Source organism: Nocardia sp. XZ_19_369 (genome assembly GCF_015355715.1).
Lineage (GTDB): Bacteria > Actinomycetota > Actinomycetes > Mycobacteriales > Mycobacteriaceae > Nocardia.
The window spans coordinates 1-17744 of the sequence record NZ_JACVED010000021.1 but is presented as its reverse complement, the minus strand read 5'-3'; the positions used below and the strand labels follow the sequence as shown (position 1 = coordinate 17744).

At 66.2% G+C, this 17744-nt stretch carries 17 protein-coding genes; 8 read left to right on the top strand and 9 right to left on the bottom strand.

The genetic code is table 11. From position 1 onward, the window contains the following. Positions 1-313: hypothetical protein (locus tag IBX18_RS41655; protein ID WP_194838927.1), on the top strand; the 313-nt coding region annotated here is incomplete at its 5' end. 154 nt (positions 314-467) lie between these two features. On the opposite strand, the gene IBX18_RS41650 is transcribed toward IBX18_RS41655, so the two are convergent. Beyond that, entirely contained in the window at positions 468-890 is a 423-nt protein-coding gene (locus IBX18_RS41650) for a hypothetical protein (RefSeq protein ID WP_194838926.1), read from the bottom strand. A 104-nt stretch (positions 891-994) separates the two neighbouring features. Between IBX18_RS41650 and IBX18_RS43610 the strand changes: the two genes are divergently transcribed. The 3 genes from IBX18_RS43610 to IBX18_RS41635 all read left to right on the top strand — a co-directional run bounded on the left by IBX18_RS43610 (position 995) and on the right by IBX18_RS41635 (position 3147). Next, the gene (locus IBX18_RS43610; RefSeq protein ID WP_373889283.1) at positions 995-1294 is read left to right on the top strand and encodes a DUF4259 domain-containing protein; all 300 of its coding nucleotides are present in this window, start codon (positions 995-997) and stop codon (positions 1292-1294) included. Between the two features lie 123 nt (positions 1295-1417). Then, positions 1418-2158 carry an AraC family transcriptional regulator gene (locus IBX18_RS41640; protein WP_306796645.1) on the top strand — a complete coding sequence of 247 codons (741 nt, stop codon included), beginning with the start codon at positions 1418-1420 and terminating at the stop codon, positions 2156-2158. A 44-nt stretch (positions 2159-2202) separates the two neighbouring features. After that, entirely contained in the window at positions 2203-3147 is a 945-nt protein-coding gene (locus IBX18_RS41635) for a sterol desaturase family protein (RefSeq protein WP_194838924.1), read from the top strand. Positions 3148-3588: 441 nt separating this feature from the next. Here the strand turns inward: IBX18_RS41635 and IBX18_RS41630 are convergent, their stop codons facing one another. Further along, entirely contained in the window at positions 3589-4188 is a 600-nt protein-coding gene (locus tag IBX18_RS41630) for a TetR/AcrR family transcriptional regulator (RefSeq protein WP_306796644.1), read from the bottom strand. A 55-nt stretch (positions 4189-4243) separates the two neighbouring features. Here IBX18_RS41630 and IBX18_RS41625 point away from each other — a divergent pair, with 55 nt between their 5' ends. The 3 genes from IBX18_RS41625 to IBX18_RS41615 are packed head-to-tail and all read left to right on the top strand — an operon-like array spanning position 4244 to position 8599. Next, positions 4244-5599 carry an FAD-dependent oxidoreductase gene (locus tag IBX18_RS41625; protein WP_228542611.1) on the top strand — a complete coding sequence of 452 codons (1356 nt, stop codon included), beginning with the start codon at positions 4244-4246 and terminating at the stop codon, positions 5597-5599. A 14-nt stretch (positions 5600-5613) separates the two neighbouring features. Continuing rightward, positions 5614-7401, top strand: a complete 1788-nt coding sequence (locus IBX18_RS41620) for a gamma-glutamyltransferase family protein (RefSeq protein WP_194838922.1) — start codon at positions 5614-5616, stop codon at positions 7399-7401. A gap of 46 nt (positions 7402-7447) precedes the next feature. Further along, entirely contained in the window at positions 7448-8599 is a 1152-nt protein-coding gene (locus IBX18_RS41615) for a lipase family protein (protein ID WP_228542610.1), read from the top strand. 189 nt (positions 8600-8788) lie between these two features. Here IBX18_RS41615 and IBX18_RS41610 read toward each other — a convergent pair whose 3' ends face one another. Further along, positions 8789-9742, bottom strand: a complete 954-nt coding sequence (locus tag IBX18_RS41610; protein ID WP_194838921.1) for an NAD(P)-dependent alcohol dehydrogenase — start codon at positions 9740-9742, stop codon at positions 8789-8791. Between the two features lie 672 nt (positions 9743-10414). Beyond that, positions 10415-10561 carry a hypothetical protein gene (locus IBX18_RS42735; RefSeq protein ID WP_228542609.1) on the bottom strand — a complete coding sequence of 49 codons (147 nt, stop codon included), beginning with the start codon at positions 10559-10561 and terminating at the stop codon, positions 10415-10417. 152 nt (positions 10562-10713) lie between these two features. Between IBX18_RS42735 and IBX18_RS41605 the strand changes: the two genes are divergently transcribed. Then, entirely contained in the window at positions 10714-11556 is an 843-nt protein-coding gene (locus tag IBX18_RS41605; protein WP_194838920.1) for a hypothetical protein, read from the top strand. A gap of 530 nt (positions 11557-12086) precedes the next feature. On the opposite strand, the gene IBX18_RS41600 is transcribed toward IBX18_RS41605, so the two are convergent. The 5 genes from IBX18_RS41600 to IBX18_RS41580 all read right to left on the bottom strand — a co-directional run bounded on the left by IBX18_RS41600 (position 12087) and on the right by IBX18_RS41580 (position 17454). Beyond that, positions 12087-12410, bottom strand: a complete 324-nt coding sequence (locus IBX18_RS41600) for a hypothetical protein (protein WP_194838919.1) — start codon at positions 12408-12410, stop codon at positions 12087-12089. A gap of 773 nt (positions 12411-13183) precedes the next feature. Then, positions 13184-13801, bottom strand: coding sequence for a TetR/AcrR family transcriptional regulator (locus IBX18_RS41595; RefSeq protein WP_194838918.1), 618 nt, complete (start codon positions 13799-13801; stop codon positions 13184-13186). Positions 13802-13902: 101 nt separating this feature from the next. Next, a complete protein-coding gene (locus tag IBX18_RS41590; protein ID WP_194838917.1) occupies positions 13903-15372 on the bottom strand; it encodes a M14 family zinc carboxypeptidase in 1470 nt (489 codons plus the stop codon). Between the two features lie 61 nt (positions 15373-15433). After that, positions 15434-17053 carry a DUF885 family protein gene (locus IBX18_RS41585; protein ID WP_194838916.1) on the bottom strand — a complete coding sequence of 540 codons (1620 nt, stop codon included), beginning with the start codon at positions 17051-17053 and terminating at the stop codon, positions 15434-15436. A gap of 254 nt (positions 17054-17307) precedes the next feature. Further along, positions 17308-17454 (bottom strand): hypothetical protein, encoded by a 147-nt coding sequence (locus tag IBX18_RS41580; RefSeq protein WP_194838915.1) that lies wholly within the window; start codon positions 17452-17454, stop codon positions 17308-17310. Positions 17455-17744: the final 290 nt, after the last annotated feature.

The following is a 17744-nucleotide window of genomic DNA, read 5'->3' as shown; positions in this document are numbered from 1 at the left end:
CTACCTGCCGACGCGGCCGCTGCTCGAGCAATTGCTCGTATTCGTCGCAGAGTCCGGCCTCGTGGTGCTGCTGCCCGCAGTCGTCTTCGCGCTGCCGCGCAGGCATGTCCGGCGCGGAACACGCTGGACCGCAGGAATTCTGGCCGTTCTCGGCGCGGTAGACGGATATCTCGGGATGAAGGCGCTCGAGCACAACGACACGGCGGGATGGGATTTGCTGCTCCTGTCGCCGTTCTACCTGCTGGCAGCGGGCGCGCTCGTGCTGAGCCAACGGCAGCACCGGCCCGAAGCGAGTGAGCCCGCGACGAGCTAGCGTGGCAACGACACAACCGGCAGCTGGGTGTTGCCACGTTTTGTGACAGCAGCTCGGCGCCTCACGAACATCCGGTAATGCCGCGACCCGTGTGTGCTGATCAGGCCAACGCGGACGGTCGGAAATCAACGGTCCGAGTCACTCCCGGCCGTGTTCACCGATCGAAGCCGCGGAAGACACCGTCCTCGTCGACGCTGCCGAGGTAGTCCTCGAAGTCGACGTTGGCGAGCATGAAGTTGACCTCGACCTCGGCGAACGCGATCGGTGCGATCCGGAACACCTGGTCGCTGTCCCCTCGGACTTCCTCGTCGCTGGTATCGACCGCCAGCAGTGGGTGTTCGGGGTCGGTCATGGTGGTGGTGTCGGCGAGGAACACATAGGTTTGGCCATCGACCAGATCACCTAGGTCAGCAGGGGTCACCCCGTCGAAGGTCCTGTCGTCGACGGGTGTCAATTCTGTCATCGCGTCTTCGTCGTAGGACGCGATGACCGCCGCGAGGGTTTGGGCCCACGCCGCGTTGTCGGTGAAATCCGTACGCACCAGAAGCGATTCGCCCTCGGGCAGAGACCGTGTCATACACCCGATTGTGCACCAACTTTGCCGAAGGGCACGCTCAACCAACATCAGGACGTCGAGATCGGCTGGCGGTCGAGATCCGCTGCGGCTCACGGCATCCGCAAATGCCGATGAGCACGCTTGTCATTGAGCTTGTTCAGTCTGCTGCACGACGACGAGGAGATGCAGATGGCACCTGGGATGCCGGGCCGTTCGACAACGACTGTGCTGCTGATTGGTGCGACGAGCTCGCGCGCGCCGAGCCTGGTGAGCGGTCGGAGATGATCCGGCATTCTGCCGTTCTGCTCGCTAGGTTCGCTGCGTCGCCCGTGGCTTCGAAGGTGAACTCACCGCTCGTCTTTGCGGTCCGGTGCTTTTGTACGGCGCTGCTGGCTACCTTCCACGCACCGAGGGGGAAGCGCTGAGTGCGGCCGGGATGCTTACACTCACGCGGTGTCGAATGTGTTCTGGGCAAGCGCCGCCATCAGCACGGCTCTCGCCGTGCTCATCGCGGCACGACTACCTTCTCACGGTCGGCAGCAGTGACGGTGAGCGTGCCGAGGTGGCTCGGCGGTGTGGTGTTCACCCCTGGACTGATGGCGTTCACCGGTGAAATCGGGGACACCGCAGCACATTCCCACGCTGCGGTGCAGTTCCTGCTCGTCACCACCGGTGAGCTGACCCTGACCGACTCCACCGGGCACACGATCTCTGCCCAGCAGGCGATCATTCCTCCGGGGATTCGCCACGAAGTCCGCGCCACCCCAACCACTACCGGCTTCTTCGCTTACCTCGATTCGGCCAGCATCACCGGCCGCGCTGCTGTGGCCCGCCTACATGGACTACCCCCTGACCAGGCGTCGAGTTGGATCACTGCTGCGACCCCGCGAGCCACTCCTGCGGTGCCACTGCCCGACTCGGCATCCCCTGTTCCAAGGCGGTCCTCGCATCCAGTGGTGACCCGAGCGCTGCGCGTGGCGGCCGCGGCGCCGAGCGGTCCGCCGCCGCTGGGCGAGCTCGCCGCCGCCGTCGCGATGTCACCGAGCCGCCTGTCGCATCTGTTCGCCGCCGAAGTCGGGCTGCCCTACGCCGCATGGCGGCGCTGGACCCGCCTGCAATCAGCCGTCGGCACCGTCCGCGCAGGCGGATCGCTGACCGAAGCCGCGCACGCCGCCGGTTTCACCGACAGCGCGCATCTGACCAACACCTGCCGCGACCTGTTCGGCATCACCCCCACCGAAGCCCTCATCGCCACCGGCTGGCGACCCCGCACGCCTCAGTCCAGCTGATTTCTACAAGCCACGAGCCACGCCCGACGGCGACGCTGAACAACATGTCTACGATCACTACACCCCTGATCCGCTACGGCTTCGTGCCTGTGATGCTGATCGGCATCAACGGAACTGGCATCGCCCTGGCAGCCAGCGGAGCCAACAAAGCCTGGCTGCTGGCTCTGCTCGTCACCGCCATCGCCTTATCGTTCGCCGCCGAACGTTTACTGCCTTATCACGATGCCTGGAACACCCCGACCGGGGACGCCGGCCGCGACACCACCCACACCTTCGTCAACGAAACCCTCATCCTCGCCAGCGTCGCCGCGATCCCCGCCTTGGCCGCGCTGATCCCCGGCGACGGAATCTGGCCCAGCAACTGGCCTTTCGTCGTCCAGGTGCTGATCGCGATCCTGGTCGCCGACCTCGGTATCACCCTGGCCCACTACGCCAGCCACAAGATCGGGGTCCTGTGGCGGTTCCACGCTGTGCACCACAGCATCACCCGCTTCTACGGCCTCAACGGCCTGATGAAACACCCCCTGCATCAAACCATCGAAATGACCGCAGGCGTCACCCCACTGCTGCTCATCGGCATTCCCGTCCCCGTCGCCGCCGCGTTGTCTCTCGCGGTCGCGGTGCAGTTGCTGCTGCAACACTCCAACGCCGACTACCGCGTCGGCCCCTTCAAACACCTACTCGCCCTCAACGAAGGCCACCGCTTCCACCACCTCAAATGGGCGGGCATCGGCGACGTCAACTTCGGGCTGTTCACCCTCCTCTGGGACCACCTGCTACGCACCTACAGCTACGACCCCGCCCGCCGATTCAGCAGCGCCGACCTAGGCATGGCCGCCAAGCCCGACTACCCCGTCAACTACCTCGCCCAACTCGTCGAACCATTCACCTACCACGGCGCCTGCCACTTCACCGACGGCACCACCGAAAGTTCTTCTGCCGCATCGGCGGTCGACCGTGACGCGGGCTCTGTCGCGCCCATCAGCTGAACTCGACTGCTCACGAACGCTGCTCACACGAGAGTAGCGTTCAGAACCGGAGCAAAATGTCGTTGCAGGCGCCCGCGGGCGAGGGCACCTGCGCTCGGCAGGCGGCACCGTTCGAGCTCGCCGCGGACGAGGGCCAGGTCTACAGCCCATTCGCCGAGATTGCTTCCCTTCGTCATCGGCCCGGTGCAGGTGGGTCGGTGGGCAGCCGCGTAAAGAGCCTCCCGCCGGGCACCTGGACCCGATCCTGGCCGGGAACGAGCCCTGACGCCAATGCTGAGTAAGCCGCTTATCGCACGTTCCGCGCAGCGAGCAGCTCGACGAGGTGGGAGCGACTTCGTGATCCGGCGACGGCCGACGTTCTCGACGGCGATCCGATCGCGACCTATCACGCCGATTCGCTGAGTGGGCCACCGATCACGCGAAAGACTTTGCCTGACCCAGCTATTCGACTTCGCGTCGTAGCGAGTCGATCATGCCGAGGGCGATCTGGCCTGCTTCGCGGCGCACCTGTTCGTCGGCCGATTCGGCGAGGCTCCAAGCCAATTCGGTGAGCAGTCCGTAGATGGCGCGGACGATCAGGTGCGGCGATCGGGGGCGGAAGACGCCCGCCCGGATCAGCTCGTCGACCAGGTCGCCGATCAGGCCGACCATGTGGCGCTCGTCGAGCTCACGCCAGCGGTCCCAGCCCAGGGCGACCGGGCCTTGCTGCAGCACGATGCGCTGATAGGCCATGTCGGTGCATTCGTCGAGGAAGACGTTCAAGGCCCGGACGGTGGTGTCCCACGGGTCGCCCGGCGTACCGAGTGCCTTCGTCAACCGCTCGGTCAGCTCCTGTTCGACCTGCTCGAAGACTGCCTCGAACAACCCTTGCTTGCCGTTGAAGTGGTGATATACGGCGCCGCGTGTCAGGCGGGCGGCCCCCGCGATCTCGTCGGCGGACAGTTCCGAGTACCGCCGTTCCATGAACAGCCGACGCCCCGCCTCCAACAGCGCGGATCGGGTGGCTTCGGCGTATTCCGCACGTCGTCCCTTGACAGTCACAGCAACAAGACTACATTCACATACATCATGTATCTGAGATGTTAGGTGTATGCGAATGTCGGATCGCAAAGATGTGATCGTCGTGGGGGCCGGGGCGGCCGGGCTGACGGCTGCCCGCGCGCTCGCGGCGGCCGGGCTCGACGTCGTGGTGCTGGAGGCTCGGGAACGGGTCGGCGGTCGCACCCGCAATGTCGAAATACCGGGCAGTGCCTCGTCTGTCGAAGTCGGCGGCATGTGGGTCGGACCCGGGCAGGATCGGGTGCTGGCATTGCTGACCGAACTGGAGTTCGCCACCTATCCGACCTACGACCACGGCCTGAAGATCGGCGAATTCGGCGGCCGCGTCACCCGCTACCCGGGGCGGATACCTCGACTGAATCCGTTGGTACTGGCCGATATCGGGGTCACCCAGCTGCGCCTGGATCGCGCGGCCCGACGAATACCCTTGCAGGCACCGTGGACGGCGCGCCAGGCTGGGGAACTCGATGCGCAAACCTTCGACACCTGGTTGCGCAAGCACTCGCACACCGAGACCGGACGCGCCTTCTTCCGGCTGATCACCCAGGCGGTCTGGTGCGCCGAACCGGAGGACATGTCGGCACTGTGGGCGCAGTTCTACATCCATTCGGGCGGCGGCCTCGACTCGTTGATCAACACGACCGGCGGCGCGCAGCAGGACCGGGTCGTCGGCGGCACCCAGCGGCTGTCGATCGCGATGGCCGAGGAATTGGGCGACCGGGTCGTCCTCGGTGCCGCGGTGACACAAATCGACTGTAGCGACAACAAGATTCGGGTCCGGGCCGGGCGGCGGCAATGGTGCGGGCGGCACGCGATCATCGCGGTCCCACCGCCGCTGGTGAACCGAATCCGGTTCACGCCGGACCTGCCCGCCGAACGCGCCCAACTGCTGCAACGCCTCCCAATGGGCTGGACGATCAAGGTCAACGCGGTCTATGACGAGCCGTTCTGGCGCGCGAAAGGTCTATCCGGACAAGCCAATAGCGACCGGCGCCCGCTCGGTACAGTCTTCGACGCCGGTCCACCCGGCGGCGACCCCGCGGTCCTGGTCGGCTTCCTCGAAGCCACCCATGCCCAAGCCGCCGCTCGCCTGGCACCGAAGGAACGCCGCGCCGCGGTACTCGACGACCTGGCAGCCTATTTCGGCCCCAAGGCACGCAATCCGGTCCACTACGTCGAACAGGACTGGGCCGCCGAATCTTTCAGCCGCGGCTGCTACGGCGCCTTCGCCACCCCCTCGACCTTGACGCGCTTCGGACCGGAGTTGCGCCGCCCGACCGGCTCAATGCACTGGGCCGGCACCGAAACGGCGACCCGCTGGGCCGGATACATCGACGGCGCAATCGAATCCGGTCAACGCGCGGCCCGCGAAATTCTCGCCACCACCCGCTGAAGGGACTCACTCCAATGACCAGCTTCACCACACGTCCCACCCTGCAGGGCACCTTCGGCATGGTCTCGTCCACGCACTGGCTCGCCTCGGCGGCCGCGATGGCGATCCTCGAGGACGGCGGCAACGCCTTCGACGCGGCGGTCGCTGCGGGCTTCACCCTGCATGTGGTCGAGCCGCACCTGAACGGCCCGGCGGGGGAAGTGCCGATCATCCTCGCAGCGGCGGGACAGCCCCCGCAGGTGCTGTGCGGGCAAGGTCCAGCACCAACGGGCGCGACGATCAACCATTACACCGGCCTGGGCTTGGCGTTGGTGCCCGGAACCGGGCCGTTGGCCGCGGCGGTACCCGGCGCCTTCGACGCCTGGATGCTGCTGTTACGCAACCACGGCACCAAGCGGCTGGCCGAGGTGCTGGCACACGCCATCTGGTACGCCGAGCATGGACACCCCGTGCTCGAGGATGTCTCGGTCACCGTGTCCTGGATGCGGGATATCTTCGAGACCGAATGGACTACTTCGGCCTCGGTGTATCTACCGGACGGAAATCCGCCCGCCCCCGGGCAATTGCTGAAGAACCCGGTATTGGCCCGGACCTGGCGGCGGCTGATCACCGAAGCCGAGGCTGCGAGCGCGGACCGCGACACGCAGATCGACATCGCCAGGCGCGCATGGCGCGAGGGGTTCATCGCCGAAGCGCTTGCCTCCGCAGCGGCACAGCCCACGATGGACACCTCCGGCGAGCGCCACGCCGGCACTTTGACCGGCGACGATCTGGCGAATTACGCTGCGACATACGAGGATCCGGCCACCTACACCTGGAACGGCTGGACCATCGCGAAGCCCGGCCTGTGGAGCCAGGGGCCCGTATTTCTGCAACAACTTGCCTTGCTACCAGAACGACTGGACCACGGAACGGCCGATTACTACCACGCGCTGATCGAGGGATCGAAACTCGCGATGGCGGATCGGGAGGCCTGGTACGGGGAGGGCTCCGAGATCAGCCTGGAGGCATTGCTGTCGCCGGTGTACAACGCGGAACGGCGTGCCTTGATCGGCCCGGAGGCGTCCTATCTGCTGCGACCCGGCAGCCCGGGCGGTCGATCGCCGCGGGTGAGTAGCCATGTTCATTCCGCTGCGCCGCAAGATGTTTCGATCAGCATCGGGGAACCTACCGTGGCAGTTACCGGCGCCACCCGCGGCGACACCTGCCACCTCGACATCGTGGATCGCTGGGGCAACATGGTTGCCGCCACGCCCAGCGGAGGCTGGCTGCAATCGAATCCGGTTGTGCCCGAACTGGGTTTCCCGCTCGGCACCCGGTTGCAGATGGCGTGGCTGGAGCCGGGACTCCCGAATTCCCTTGCGCCGGGCCGCCGCCCACGCACCACGCTCAGCCCCACCCTGGCATTACGTGACGGCGAGCCCATCCTGGCGTTCGGCACTCCGGGTGGTGACCAGCAGGATCAGTGGAGCTTGCACTTCTTCCTGGAACTGGTATCGCGCGGCGACGCAAAGGGTTGTGGCCACCTGGATCTCCAGGGGGCGATCGACGCACCGAACTGGCACCAGGACAGCTTTCCCGGCTCGTTCTATCCGCGTTCGATGAATCCCGGTGGTGTGACCATGGAGTCGCGCGTCGACCCGGGCGTTCGAGCCGAGCTGCTCCGGCGCGGTCATCGGATCACCGTGGGCGACCCCTGGTCGGAGGGACGCATCTGCGCCGTCGCCCGCGACCCCGAGACGGGCGTGCTGTCGGCGGCGGCCAATCCACGCGGAATGCAGGGCTACGCCGCCGGACGCTGAAAGACCGAATCGCTTGTTTCTCAACCCATTACATGAGAGGTGTTCCATGAAGTTCCCCATGCGGTGCATGGTCGTCGCGATGCTGGTCGCCGGATGTTCGGTAACAGCCACCGGAATATCGACGGCGGCGCCGTCGAACGACCCTGGATCCGTCGTGTCGTCCCGGCAGCTGGACGGCGCCGAGCTGATTCCCGCGTCGGGCAAGGGTTTCCGGCTCGTCTACCGGACCACCGGCCAGAACGGTGAGCCTCAGGTCAGCGGCGGAAACGTGTATCTTCCCACCGGGACGCCGCCGCCCGGTGGTTGGCGGGTGGTGTCGTGGGCGCATGGCACAAGCGGCATGGCGCAAGGGTGCGCGCCCAACCTGATGGGCGGGATTGCGGATGACCACGACGAGACACCGCAGATGTCTTCGCTCTTGGCCCAGGGTTACGCGGTGGCGGCCACGGATTACATCGGGCTGGGCGCATCGGGGCAGTACGAATACTTGGCCGGGCGCGCCGAAGGGCATGCGGTGCTCGACATCGTCCGGGCCGGTCGAGCCCTCGCCCCCGAACTGTCGGATTCGTATGCGCTGGCCGGGCATTCCATCGGCGGGCACGCGGCGCTGCTCGCGGCGCACCTGTCATCGAGCTATGCCCCGGAACTCGACCTGCGCGGAACCGCCGCCTTCGCTCCGACAAGTAATTACGAAGATCTGATCACCCTGCTCTCCGGCCCCGACCTGGCCGCGCCGCTGCCCGCCGGACTGCAGGTCCGCGTCTTGATGATCATGGCGGGCCTCCAGCACGCACGTCCGGAGCTGGCGGCCACCGATCACCTGAGCGAGCGTGGAAAGCAGGTGCTCGCCCTCGCGGCCGCCGGCGAAGGATGCCTGGAGTCGGCGACCACCGCCGTCAAGGGCCGCCCCGTCGGTGAACTATTCAGCAAACCCCTGACCGATCCGGCGGTGACCGCCGCCCTCCGCGACTACATGGGTGCACCCACCACCGGCTATCACCGCCCACTGCTGCTCCTACAGGGCGGCGCCGACACGGTGCAGCCGATGCCGACGACGGTGCTACTCCAGCAACAACTCCAGCAGGGCGGTGTCGACAGCCGACTGCAGTTCTACCCATCGGCCACTCACTTCACGCTCCTGCCGCACGCCCGTGCCGACGTGTCCGCGTTCCTGGCTGAAGTCTTGCCGAGTCGCTGATCAGGGCGGGGTGGCCTACTTCCTGTCGACCGCACCGCGGTGAATCTCACGAGTGGCACATGGTGGAGGGCTCATTCGCCCGTTGCCGCAACCATGTGCCACTCGGGGATCAGCGGATGAGGTCCGCAGTGGGCAGACCATCCGCGCCGCGGTGGCTGGCGGACCAGAGCTAGCACCAGCACCCGCACATCAGCGGATCTGGACCACCACTTTGCCGAGGGCGCGTCCCGTACCAACGTGGGACAGCGCTTTCGCGGTCTCGTCGAGCGGGAAGGTGTGGTCGACGTGGATTCCGATCCGTCCCGCGACACACGCCTCCGCGAGGGGTGTGAAGTGCGCGGGCCCTTCCTTCACCGCGAGGACTCCGAGAGAACGCCCGCTCACCAATCCGGCGAGCACGCCGACCGTCGTCATCCGCAGCAACGCGCTTGTGGTGCCGCCGACGCAGCGGTACCGGCCGCCGCGGGCGACCGACCTGCGGTAAGTGAAGACCGACCGGTGGGCGACGAGGTCGAGTACTCGGTCGTATGGCCCGGTTCGGGTGAAGTTCTCGACGCGATAGTCGATAACCTCGTCGGCACCGAGCGTGCGCATGAACGCCAGCTTGTCGGCGTTGTCGACCGCGGTCACGTGCGCCCCGGCGTTCTTGGCCAACTGGATCGCGAACGCTCCGGATCCGCCGCCCGCTCCGTTGATCAACACCGACATTCCGGCAGCGATACCGGCCGTGCCCTGGAGGGCGATCGCCCCGGCTTGGGGCAGGGTCGACGCTTCGGCGAAGCTCAGCGACGCCGGTTTGCGGGCCAGCGCCGATTCAGGAGCCACGGCATATTCAGCGAATCCGCCCTTGAGCCTCAGATTGTCGCCGTAGACCTCGTCACCGGGAGCGAACAGGGTGACCTCGGAGCCGACGGCTTCGACCCGTCCGGCGATATCGGACCCGAGAACCCGGCGACCGGGAGTCCGGAGCCCGCCGATGCGCGAATACAGCGGCGTCCCCCGCAGTGTCTCCCAGTCGGAGAGATTGATCGACGTCGCATGCACCTGGACCAGCACCTGTTTCGGCGCTGGCGACGGCGTTGGGATATCCGCGATCGACAGCACCTCGGGGCCGCCGTAGCGGTCGTACACCACGGCCCTCATGCGATACCGGCGCGGCGGATCGAGCGACAGTCTGACACGTGACAAAGCCTAGTCGGCGGGCCGCTCCGCGGTCGGCGAACTGTGCGCCGGCCTTACCGGGCCGAGCCCGACGTAATCGCTTGCGGCGACGGCATATCCGGCACCAAGGAAACGAGACAGATCCGGCGTCTGGATCGACCGGCCCGACGGCACCGTTGTTCCGGCTCGCCGTGCAGCGCTCGGTCATCCCGGAGGTACCGTCCCCCAGGAGACGACCGGCCAGCCACCTTGCGGCGGCTTCCCTCAGGCATGTAGACCATGCCCCCGCTGATTACCGACCCTTCGCTCTGCCCGGTCGTGCGATAGACGAGCCGAAAACCGCTGCCCGCGTGCGGAATCAACTCGGAACCTTGCAGTAGCGCAGAGTCGACCATGGTTCCCGGCGCCATCATGGCCCGGTTGACCGGAAGCTCAAGCATTGATCGGGTGTTGTGATCGGTACGCCACCGCGCCCATCGGCCCGCCATCTTGGTCCGACGTGTCCGTTCGACGCACACCGGGGAGAGCGTAGATTTGGCGACCGGCCGACCAACGCTCGCCGGAATCGCAGCCTGCTAGGTGCAAGCCGTCACTTCATCGGGATTTCGATATGACCGCAGCGCCTTCAAACACAAACCACTACTGAGACACGGCCTAGCAGCGTCCGTACTGACGCGCGTAGGGCTGCGACTCCGGTGAAGTATCGCGCCAGAATTCCTGGCAACCGCCGACGAAGACCGCGAAAACGGGGCCGTTGCGTGTATTGATCGTGTAGTCGACCGCGGCACCGGACTGGGCCAAGTAGGGAAGATGCCTTTCGGCGAGTTCTCGATCCGGTCGACCTGCGCCTTCTGCACCGGTTTGTTACCAGCCAACTCGCCCGCGAGACACCGCAGATCCCTACCGCGACGAAATGCCTGTGGTGGGCGCTACCCACCGAGGATCAGGGCGCGGTGCTCGAGGCGTTCGGGCTCTCCGACCCGGTCCCGGCGACCATAGCTATGGGAAAGGCCGTGGCCGAACAGAACCGCAACTGTCGAGAGTGGAAGTGTGAACGCGTCTACGTCAGCCCCGCATTGAACGGCTGGACACTCGTGTTCGGTGACCCCACCTCGCACTACCCTCGCGATGAGCAACGGATCCGCGAGTGGTTGGCAGACGACTTTCGCATGATGTTCGCCAAGGACGACTCCGAGGCCCTGAGACAACAAAGGCTCGAATCCGTGGCACGCCCCTCCGCCGAGGAGCGTTGCGTCGAGTTGAGCATACGGTTCGGGGCAGCTCACTATTACAAGGAAGTGGATGCCTACGAATGGGGCGGCTGGTGCATCGCGGAGAAGGGTGCGGTACTCAGGCGAGCGCACCGAGGGGATTCTCTCGACGATCTGGCAATGTATGGCGATGGACACCCCTCCGAGGAAGGGCTGCGCGCGGAGTCGATCTCGACATGGTTGGGCGAGCACGGCTTCGCCCCCAACGAATGGGACGATCTCCTCGAAGGCCTCCGGAGCCGCTTCGGAAAAAATCCAGACCGCAGTGAATACATTGCTGCCGCGGAGGCGGAGTGGGCCGAGTTCAAGCGCCGGACAGGAATCCCTGAGGAGATGACCACAACCCGGATCGCTGAAAGAGCCTCGGTGGGACCCCGCAGTTTTGGACCCGACACCCATGTGAAGGGACATGGTGTCCTCGCGTTGACCGAACGCGGCCGCCAAGCCGGCGGATACCGCGGTGCCCTACCCCTCACACCCACAGCGATCGTTCCGTTGACAAGGCCCCTGCGTAGGCGGCTATAGCTGCGAACATGCGCGGCGGCGGGTGAGTGCCGGCGGCGGTGATCGAACACGAATCCATATGCGGCTCAAAGCATCCGGTGTGTACGCCGCTAGTATGGATCTCGATATCTCATCCCCGTAGGGGATGCGCCGATGAATGCGGGCTGAATGGCTACTCGCCTGGCGAGTGAGCCCTACGGTCAGCTGATCCACTTTCGGATCTACCCAATGAGCGGGCGGAGTCGGCGCCCGGTTCTCGGACCGTCGGCGCCCTGGCTTGGATACAGCGCGCCCCGATTCCGGGGAAGGCTGGGGCGGCGGCTCGATTGCATCGGGCCGCCACCCTTCAGAACTATCGGCAGCTGGTTTCAGTCTGCACGAGTGGGCGGTAATGGCACTACCCGCGCGGTCCGAAGCGGCCAGCGCGGGTCAGCGGAAGATCAAACTGCCGGAGATCATCTCAGGGTCACGAACGCGCTGACATGCCCAGCAGCGCATCCAGGACGGATAGGGAGTCACTCGGCGGTCGTCTGTTCGAGCCGGGTCCGTGACTAGCCGAACGCCTCGTAGCCTCGATCATGAACGACGGGAAAAATCCGCTCGATCGAAGCGATCCACGCGTCGATCGATTCCGGTGATCGCCGCGCAGCCTCGACCAGCGCTTCGATGGCCTCGAGCTTGTCCGCGCCAACGTGTTCCTCGAGATTCTGTTCGGTCACCTCGCAGTAGGTCATGCGGAGCTGCCAGACGAACCGCATCAGGTAGCGGCATTCATCTTGGTTCCGGTCGTCTGCCAGTCGGGTCTCAATCACCAGCTGGGCCCGCCGACGCTGGGCATCATCGCGGAATCGGACGCTGAGATCGGTGAGGCTCACTGCCGGACGGTAACAAGGCAAACAGTTATCGGACAAAGACAGCGCCTGCCGCCGTCGAAAGAGCTATCGGCATTGATCAGTGACCGTCGGCCTAGATCGGTTCGGACTGGTATTCGACTTGGTCTGCATTCGCTCCCTGGGATCACCTCGTTGAGGCGCGGCCGATTTCCCTGGTGGAGTAGGTCGTCCAGCTTCCACCGGCTGGCTGGATCCCTTTGAGCAGGTGGACCCGCCAAAGGGATCCAGTCAGGTGCAGTTGATGACCGCCTGAACCCGCACCGCTGAGCGTGCGTTGGGCAGTCGTCCAGATGCTCTGGCGGACGGGGCTTTCCGATGCACGCTCATGCCGATTACCGTAGGTCGCTCGGCTCTGGCGCATCGCCCGACGGAGGTCGCTGCGGGCCGGCCACTTCAACCATGACGAGCCCGAACACGTGATGTCGCCTCTCTAACCCGGCCGTGGCCCTTGATCACCGAGCACATGACCAAGGTCCGACCTGGATTGCGTCCCCAAAATCTCAGCGGACTAACGGCAAACGAATCCAGACCCGAGCGCTACACAGAGGTCAGTTTTCACATGCCGTCGACACGGGTTTGCTGTTCCGGCTCCGTGCTGCGCAGGATATCTATCGGCGCGCGCCCGCGGCGGCTTTCGGTCGTGGGTGTTTGGTCTTGAGGCGGGGCGGGCCCGGTTGCTGGGATCGCTCCGCTGGCAGTGGTTTCGGGCGTGTTCTGCTTGTCAGACATGGCGATGTTTCCTCCTCACCGGCCCGCTACTGCAGCAGGCTGCCCAAAGCGAGTGTGGATCGGACGAAGTCGTCCTCGGTGAGGGTGTCGGGGACCAGTTGGACCTGTTGTGCCAGGCCGGTTACCGCGCCGGTGATGACGAGGGCGAGGTGCTGGGCCTGATCGTCGGTGGTGCGGGGGGCGGCGGGATCGTCGGTGGTGGCGCGGTCGGTCAGCAACCGGGCCAGCCGGGCGTGGCCTGCCTCGCCGGTCGTCTCGTCCAGTAGTGCGCTGACCGAAGGATCGCGCAATGCGGTAGCGAGTAGTTCGGTCTCGAAGGCGAACTGCTCGCGGGCCAGCGGCGCGGTGGCGGCCCGGAACCACGCGACGCCGATACCGCTGAGCACCTGCGTCAGCGACAGTTCTGGGTTCTCCAGATCCGCTGTGGCGTCGAAGAATTCGGCGTTCAGCTGCTCCAGAACGGCGGCGAGCAGCGCGCTTTTGCTACCGAAGATCGAGTAGATGGCGCCGGTGGTCACCTCGGCCCGTTCGGCGATATCTTCCAAACGCGCCGCGGCATACCCGGCGGCCGCCATTTCGACGACGGCCGCCGCGATGAGGGCCTCACGATTTCGCGCTCGGGCTTGGGCCCGGGTCAGCCGCATCGGTGTCCCCCTGTACCGGGTGGGTCGGTGTGTACCGAGAGCATTGCCATAAGGCGATTATCGCCGTAGGCGGTTTGTCGGCTGCGGCGGGCGGCAGCGAGTTACAAGGGACGCCCGTCCCGCAGCCGGGCCGCGGACGTGACGATGGTGGCGGCCTGGATGGCGACGAGCCGGTTCAACGGGACCAGTTGCCCGGGTGCGTCCCGTTCGATCTCGACGCACCAGCGGTCGAAAATCGCGCCGAATCGTGTGCTTTCATCCTGCAGCACAGGCGATCCCGTGCGTGCGGCCTCTTCACGCAGCAACCGGTCGAGTGAGCCGCCGATGCGCAGCCGCACCATTGCCGGCCAGCCGTAGAGATCGGTGGCGACCTCCGCCTGGGTGGCGATGCGGTCGGGAACCTGAGTCGCGCGTTTAGCGGCAGCCATGGCGCTGGCTGCGGGGATGAAGGCCTGCACCAGTGGCAGCAGCGGGTTGGCGGGGTCGAGCAGGCCCGCGGTGCGGGCGAGCACCTCGGTGGTGAGGTCGGCGACTTCCTGCATTATCGCGGCGGCCTCGAGCGTCACCTGCGGCAGCGACATGCTCGATGGGGAATCGTCGGTCAGGCGCGGATCGGTCCACAACGGGAGTTCACTGACCAAATATGCACTGCCGTATCGCGCGGCGTAGTGGCCGCTGCTGCCGCCGGACCCGGTCGTCGGGTCGCCGCCGGCGGCGGCCTCCGCGTCGCAGAGTTGCTCGAAGGTGGGCATGGCGAAGATGCCCTCGGTGAGCAGCCGGGCGCCGGGCGCGTCCGGTTCGCCACGGTGCAGGGGCACATCGTTGTCGAGCATGCACCCGGTCAACGCCGACCAGTAGTCGGCATCGCCGCCGGTGACATAGCAGAATCCGCCGCCGTAGTCCGCGTTGTGCAGGGACGCCACCAGCGCGGGCTCGGTCGCGTCGATCAATTTCATCAGCGCGAGGGTCTCCGGCAGCGGCGTGCCGATCGGGTTGCCCCGCCAGGTCATCGGGAAGGTCCACTCGGCTTGCAGCTCACTGGGTGGCCGGTAGAAATTGCGGGCGACGTTGGTGCGGGTGAACGGTCCGCCGAACCAGCCCTGCCCCAGCAGTGTGGAGTCCGGATCGACCAGCGGCACGATATTCCAGGTGACCCCGAGCGAGGCCGACAGCGACTCGTCCGCAGCCAACCGGCCCATCAGATGTTGGGTGGTGGCCAGCCCGATGGGTTCGTTGCAGTGCGGACTGCCCAACACCACGATCTGATGGGGACCGGATCCGATGCGCACATTGCGTATAGCCTGACCGGCCCGGGAGCGGCCGATCTCGGTGATGGTGACGTGGTCGTGCTGCTCCACGGCGAGGCGGTCGATGAAGGCGTTCATCTCTGCCACCGTCGGGAAGGACGAGATCGGCGGCACCGGGCCCACGATATCGGCGATCTCGCGGGTCCCCGCACGGGCCGCGTCCGCGATCCCACTGCCGGAGTCGCCGGACCGAGCGCATCCGGCCGCGGCAATCGCGCCGGCCGCGGCCAGGCCGAACAGCCGTCGGCGATTCATGTCCATCATGATGTTTCGAACCTCTCGGTGGAAAGGATGCGCACCTGGGTGCGCAGCGGAATCGGTGTGCTCACGCGTGGCTCCAACGGGCTACCAGGTCACCGAGCGTGTCCAGCGGGACCGGCCCGCAGCTGAGCACCGTGTCGTGGAATCCCTTGATGTCGAACCGTTTTCCCATCCGGGCCTTCGCGTCGGAGCGCAGCTGGTCGATATGGTTGCGGCCGATCAGATATGAGAGCGCTTGGCCGGGCATGGCGATGTAGCGGTCGATCTCGGGTTCGACCGACGGCTGCGCGAGCGCACAGTTGTCGCGCAGGAACCCGGCCGCGCGATCGCGGGACCAGCCGTAGTGGTGAATGCCGGTGTCCACCACCAGGCGGCAGGCCCGCCAGGCGTCATTGGACAGCATGCCGAGCTGGTCCAGATCCGTTGTGTACAGACCCATTTCGTCGGCCAGTCGTTCGGTGTAGAGACCCCAGCCCTCGATGTACGCGTTGAACATCCCGTAGCGGCGGAAGTCCGGCAGGTCGACGAGCGTCTGGGCGAGTGCGGACTGTAGGTGGTGTCCGGGGTAGCCCTCGTGGAACGCCATGCCCTCGCAGTCGAACCGTGCGCGGTTCCCCGGGTCGGTGGTGTTGACCCACACCGTGCCGGGGCGCGAACCGTCGGTGGCGGGCGGAATGTAGTAGGCGGGCGGGGCTCCCGTGGCTTCGGCGGGCGAGATCTCGGCGACTTCGCACGGGGCGAGGGAGTAGGAGGAAAACCAGTTCGGCAGTGCTTGGCGTGCCCGGTCCGTCGCGGCGGTCACCATGGCCAGGATCTGCGCTGATGATTCGAACCGCAGTGCGGGGTCCTCACGCAGTCGGGTCAGGATCGCGGGCACCTCGTGCGCGCCCAGCGCACGGGCGCCGACGTCGGCGATCTCGGCGTGGACCCGGGCCAGGGCATCGATTCCGATGCGGTGGATGGCATCGGGATCGAGATCGGTGGTCGTGTGGGCGGCGACCGCGGCGCGATACGCGTCCGTGCCGCGGGGTACCTGCCCGAGCCCCACGTGCTCGTCGTCGCGGCCCAGCGGCGCCAGGTCCCAGGCCAGGGTGTCGCGAAATCGTTGCAGCGCGGGCCGCACGGTGGTCTCTACGATCGCTCCGGCCTGCTCACGCCATCGCACGGCATCGACCCCGCGTGGGTCCAATGCCACCAACCGGTCCTGCGTAATCGGCACTGCGAGAAAGGCATCCACCTGTGCGACCGCCTGGCCTACGCCGCGGGCCACCGGAACCCGGCCCGCACGTGCGGCCTGCAGATACCGCGCGGACAGCGCATCGAAATACCCGCCCACCCGGGTCAGCCGAACCAGATACGCCCCTGCTTGCGCCGCAGTGGTCAAGGACGCCTGCGGCAGCGTGGAGAACACCGCGACCTGGGGTGCGGCGATGCTGGCGGAAACACTGACTTCGGTGGCGGCGCCGAGCAGCTCCGCGCGCCTGTCGCGCAACACCCGGGCGAGCACCGAGTGGGTTACCGCATCCTGACCCGAGAGCCGCTCGACCGGGATCCTCGCCAGCTCTGCGGCGATCGCGGCCAGCTCCGTACCCAAGCGGTCATCGGCCGCGCGGCTGGGATCGGGGACGAGGTCGTCATAACCGGGCACGCCCGCCAAGGTCGCGTCGAACGGGCCAGCGGTCATCTGAGCGCGAAAATATCGCGTCGCCAGCTGATCGAGATTGCGATTTTCCTGTGCCGCAGGGGTATTCGTGCCAGCCCCGCCGGCGGCACAGCCTGCGCTCAGCATGGCGGGCGCCGATACCACGGCAGCCAGAAATGAACGACGCCGCACGGTCACCACACGGTCCTGCGTCGCGCGGTACTCCGAGGCTTGCGCACCGGGCCTGGGCTCCCGACTCCATCAGTGATCATAATTGGATTATATATATAATCTGATTACGGATCCATCCGGCGGGTGCCGTTCGCGCAGCTGTACAAGACTCTGGCCTCGGCCTCGCCGCCGCCCTCGGCCTGCTCGGCGCGGCTACCGCGCACGCCGGCTACGTCGGCAACTACGCCACCATGGCCGCGTGCCAAGCCCATGGCGAATCCCCTTTGACCGGCGGCTCTAAGAGCTTGTGCATTTCCGGCGAGCGTCTCGCTCGACGACAATCCTGCCTTTAGAGAGTGATCGGTCAGAGACCGTCCGACAAGGTATTCAGGTAGGCGACTCAACACGCGGTAATGCACCGCCTACAGCGTGGTCCGAACGTCCGGATCTGCCGATGAGCGGGTCAACTACGTCCGTCGCGAAGCACAGCTCCTAGACTCCAGCGGTGACTCCGGATCTCATCGACGCTGAGGCATGGATCTTCCGTGAGGTTCCTCAATGA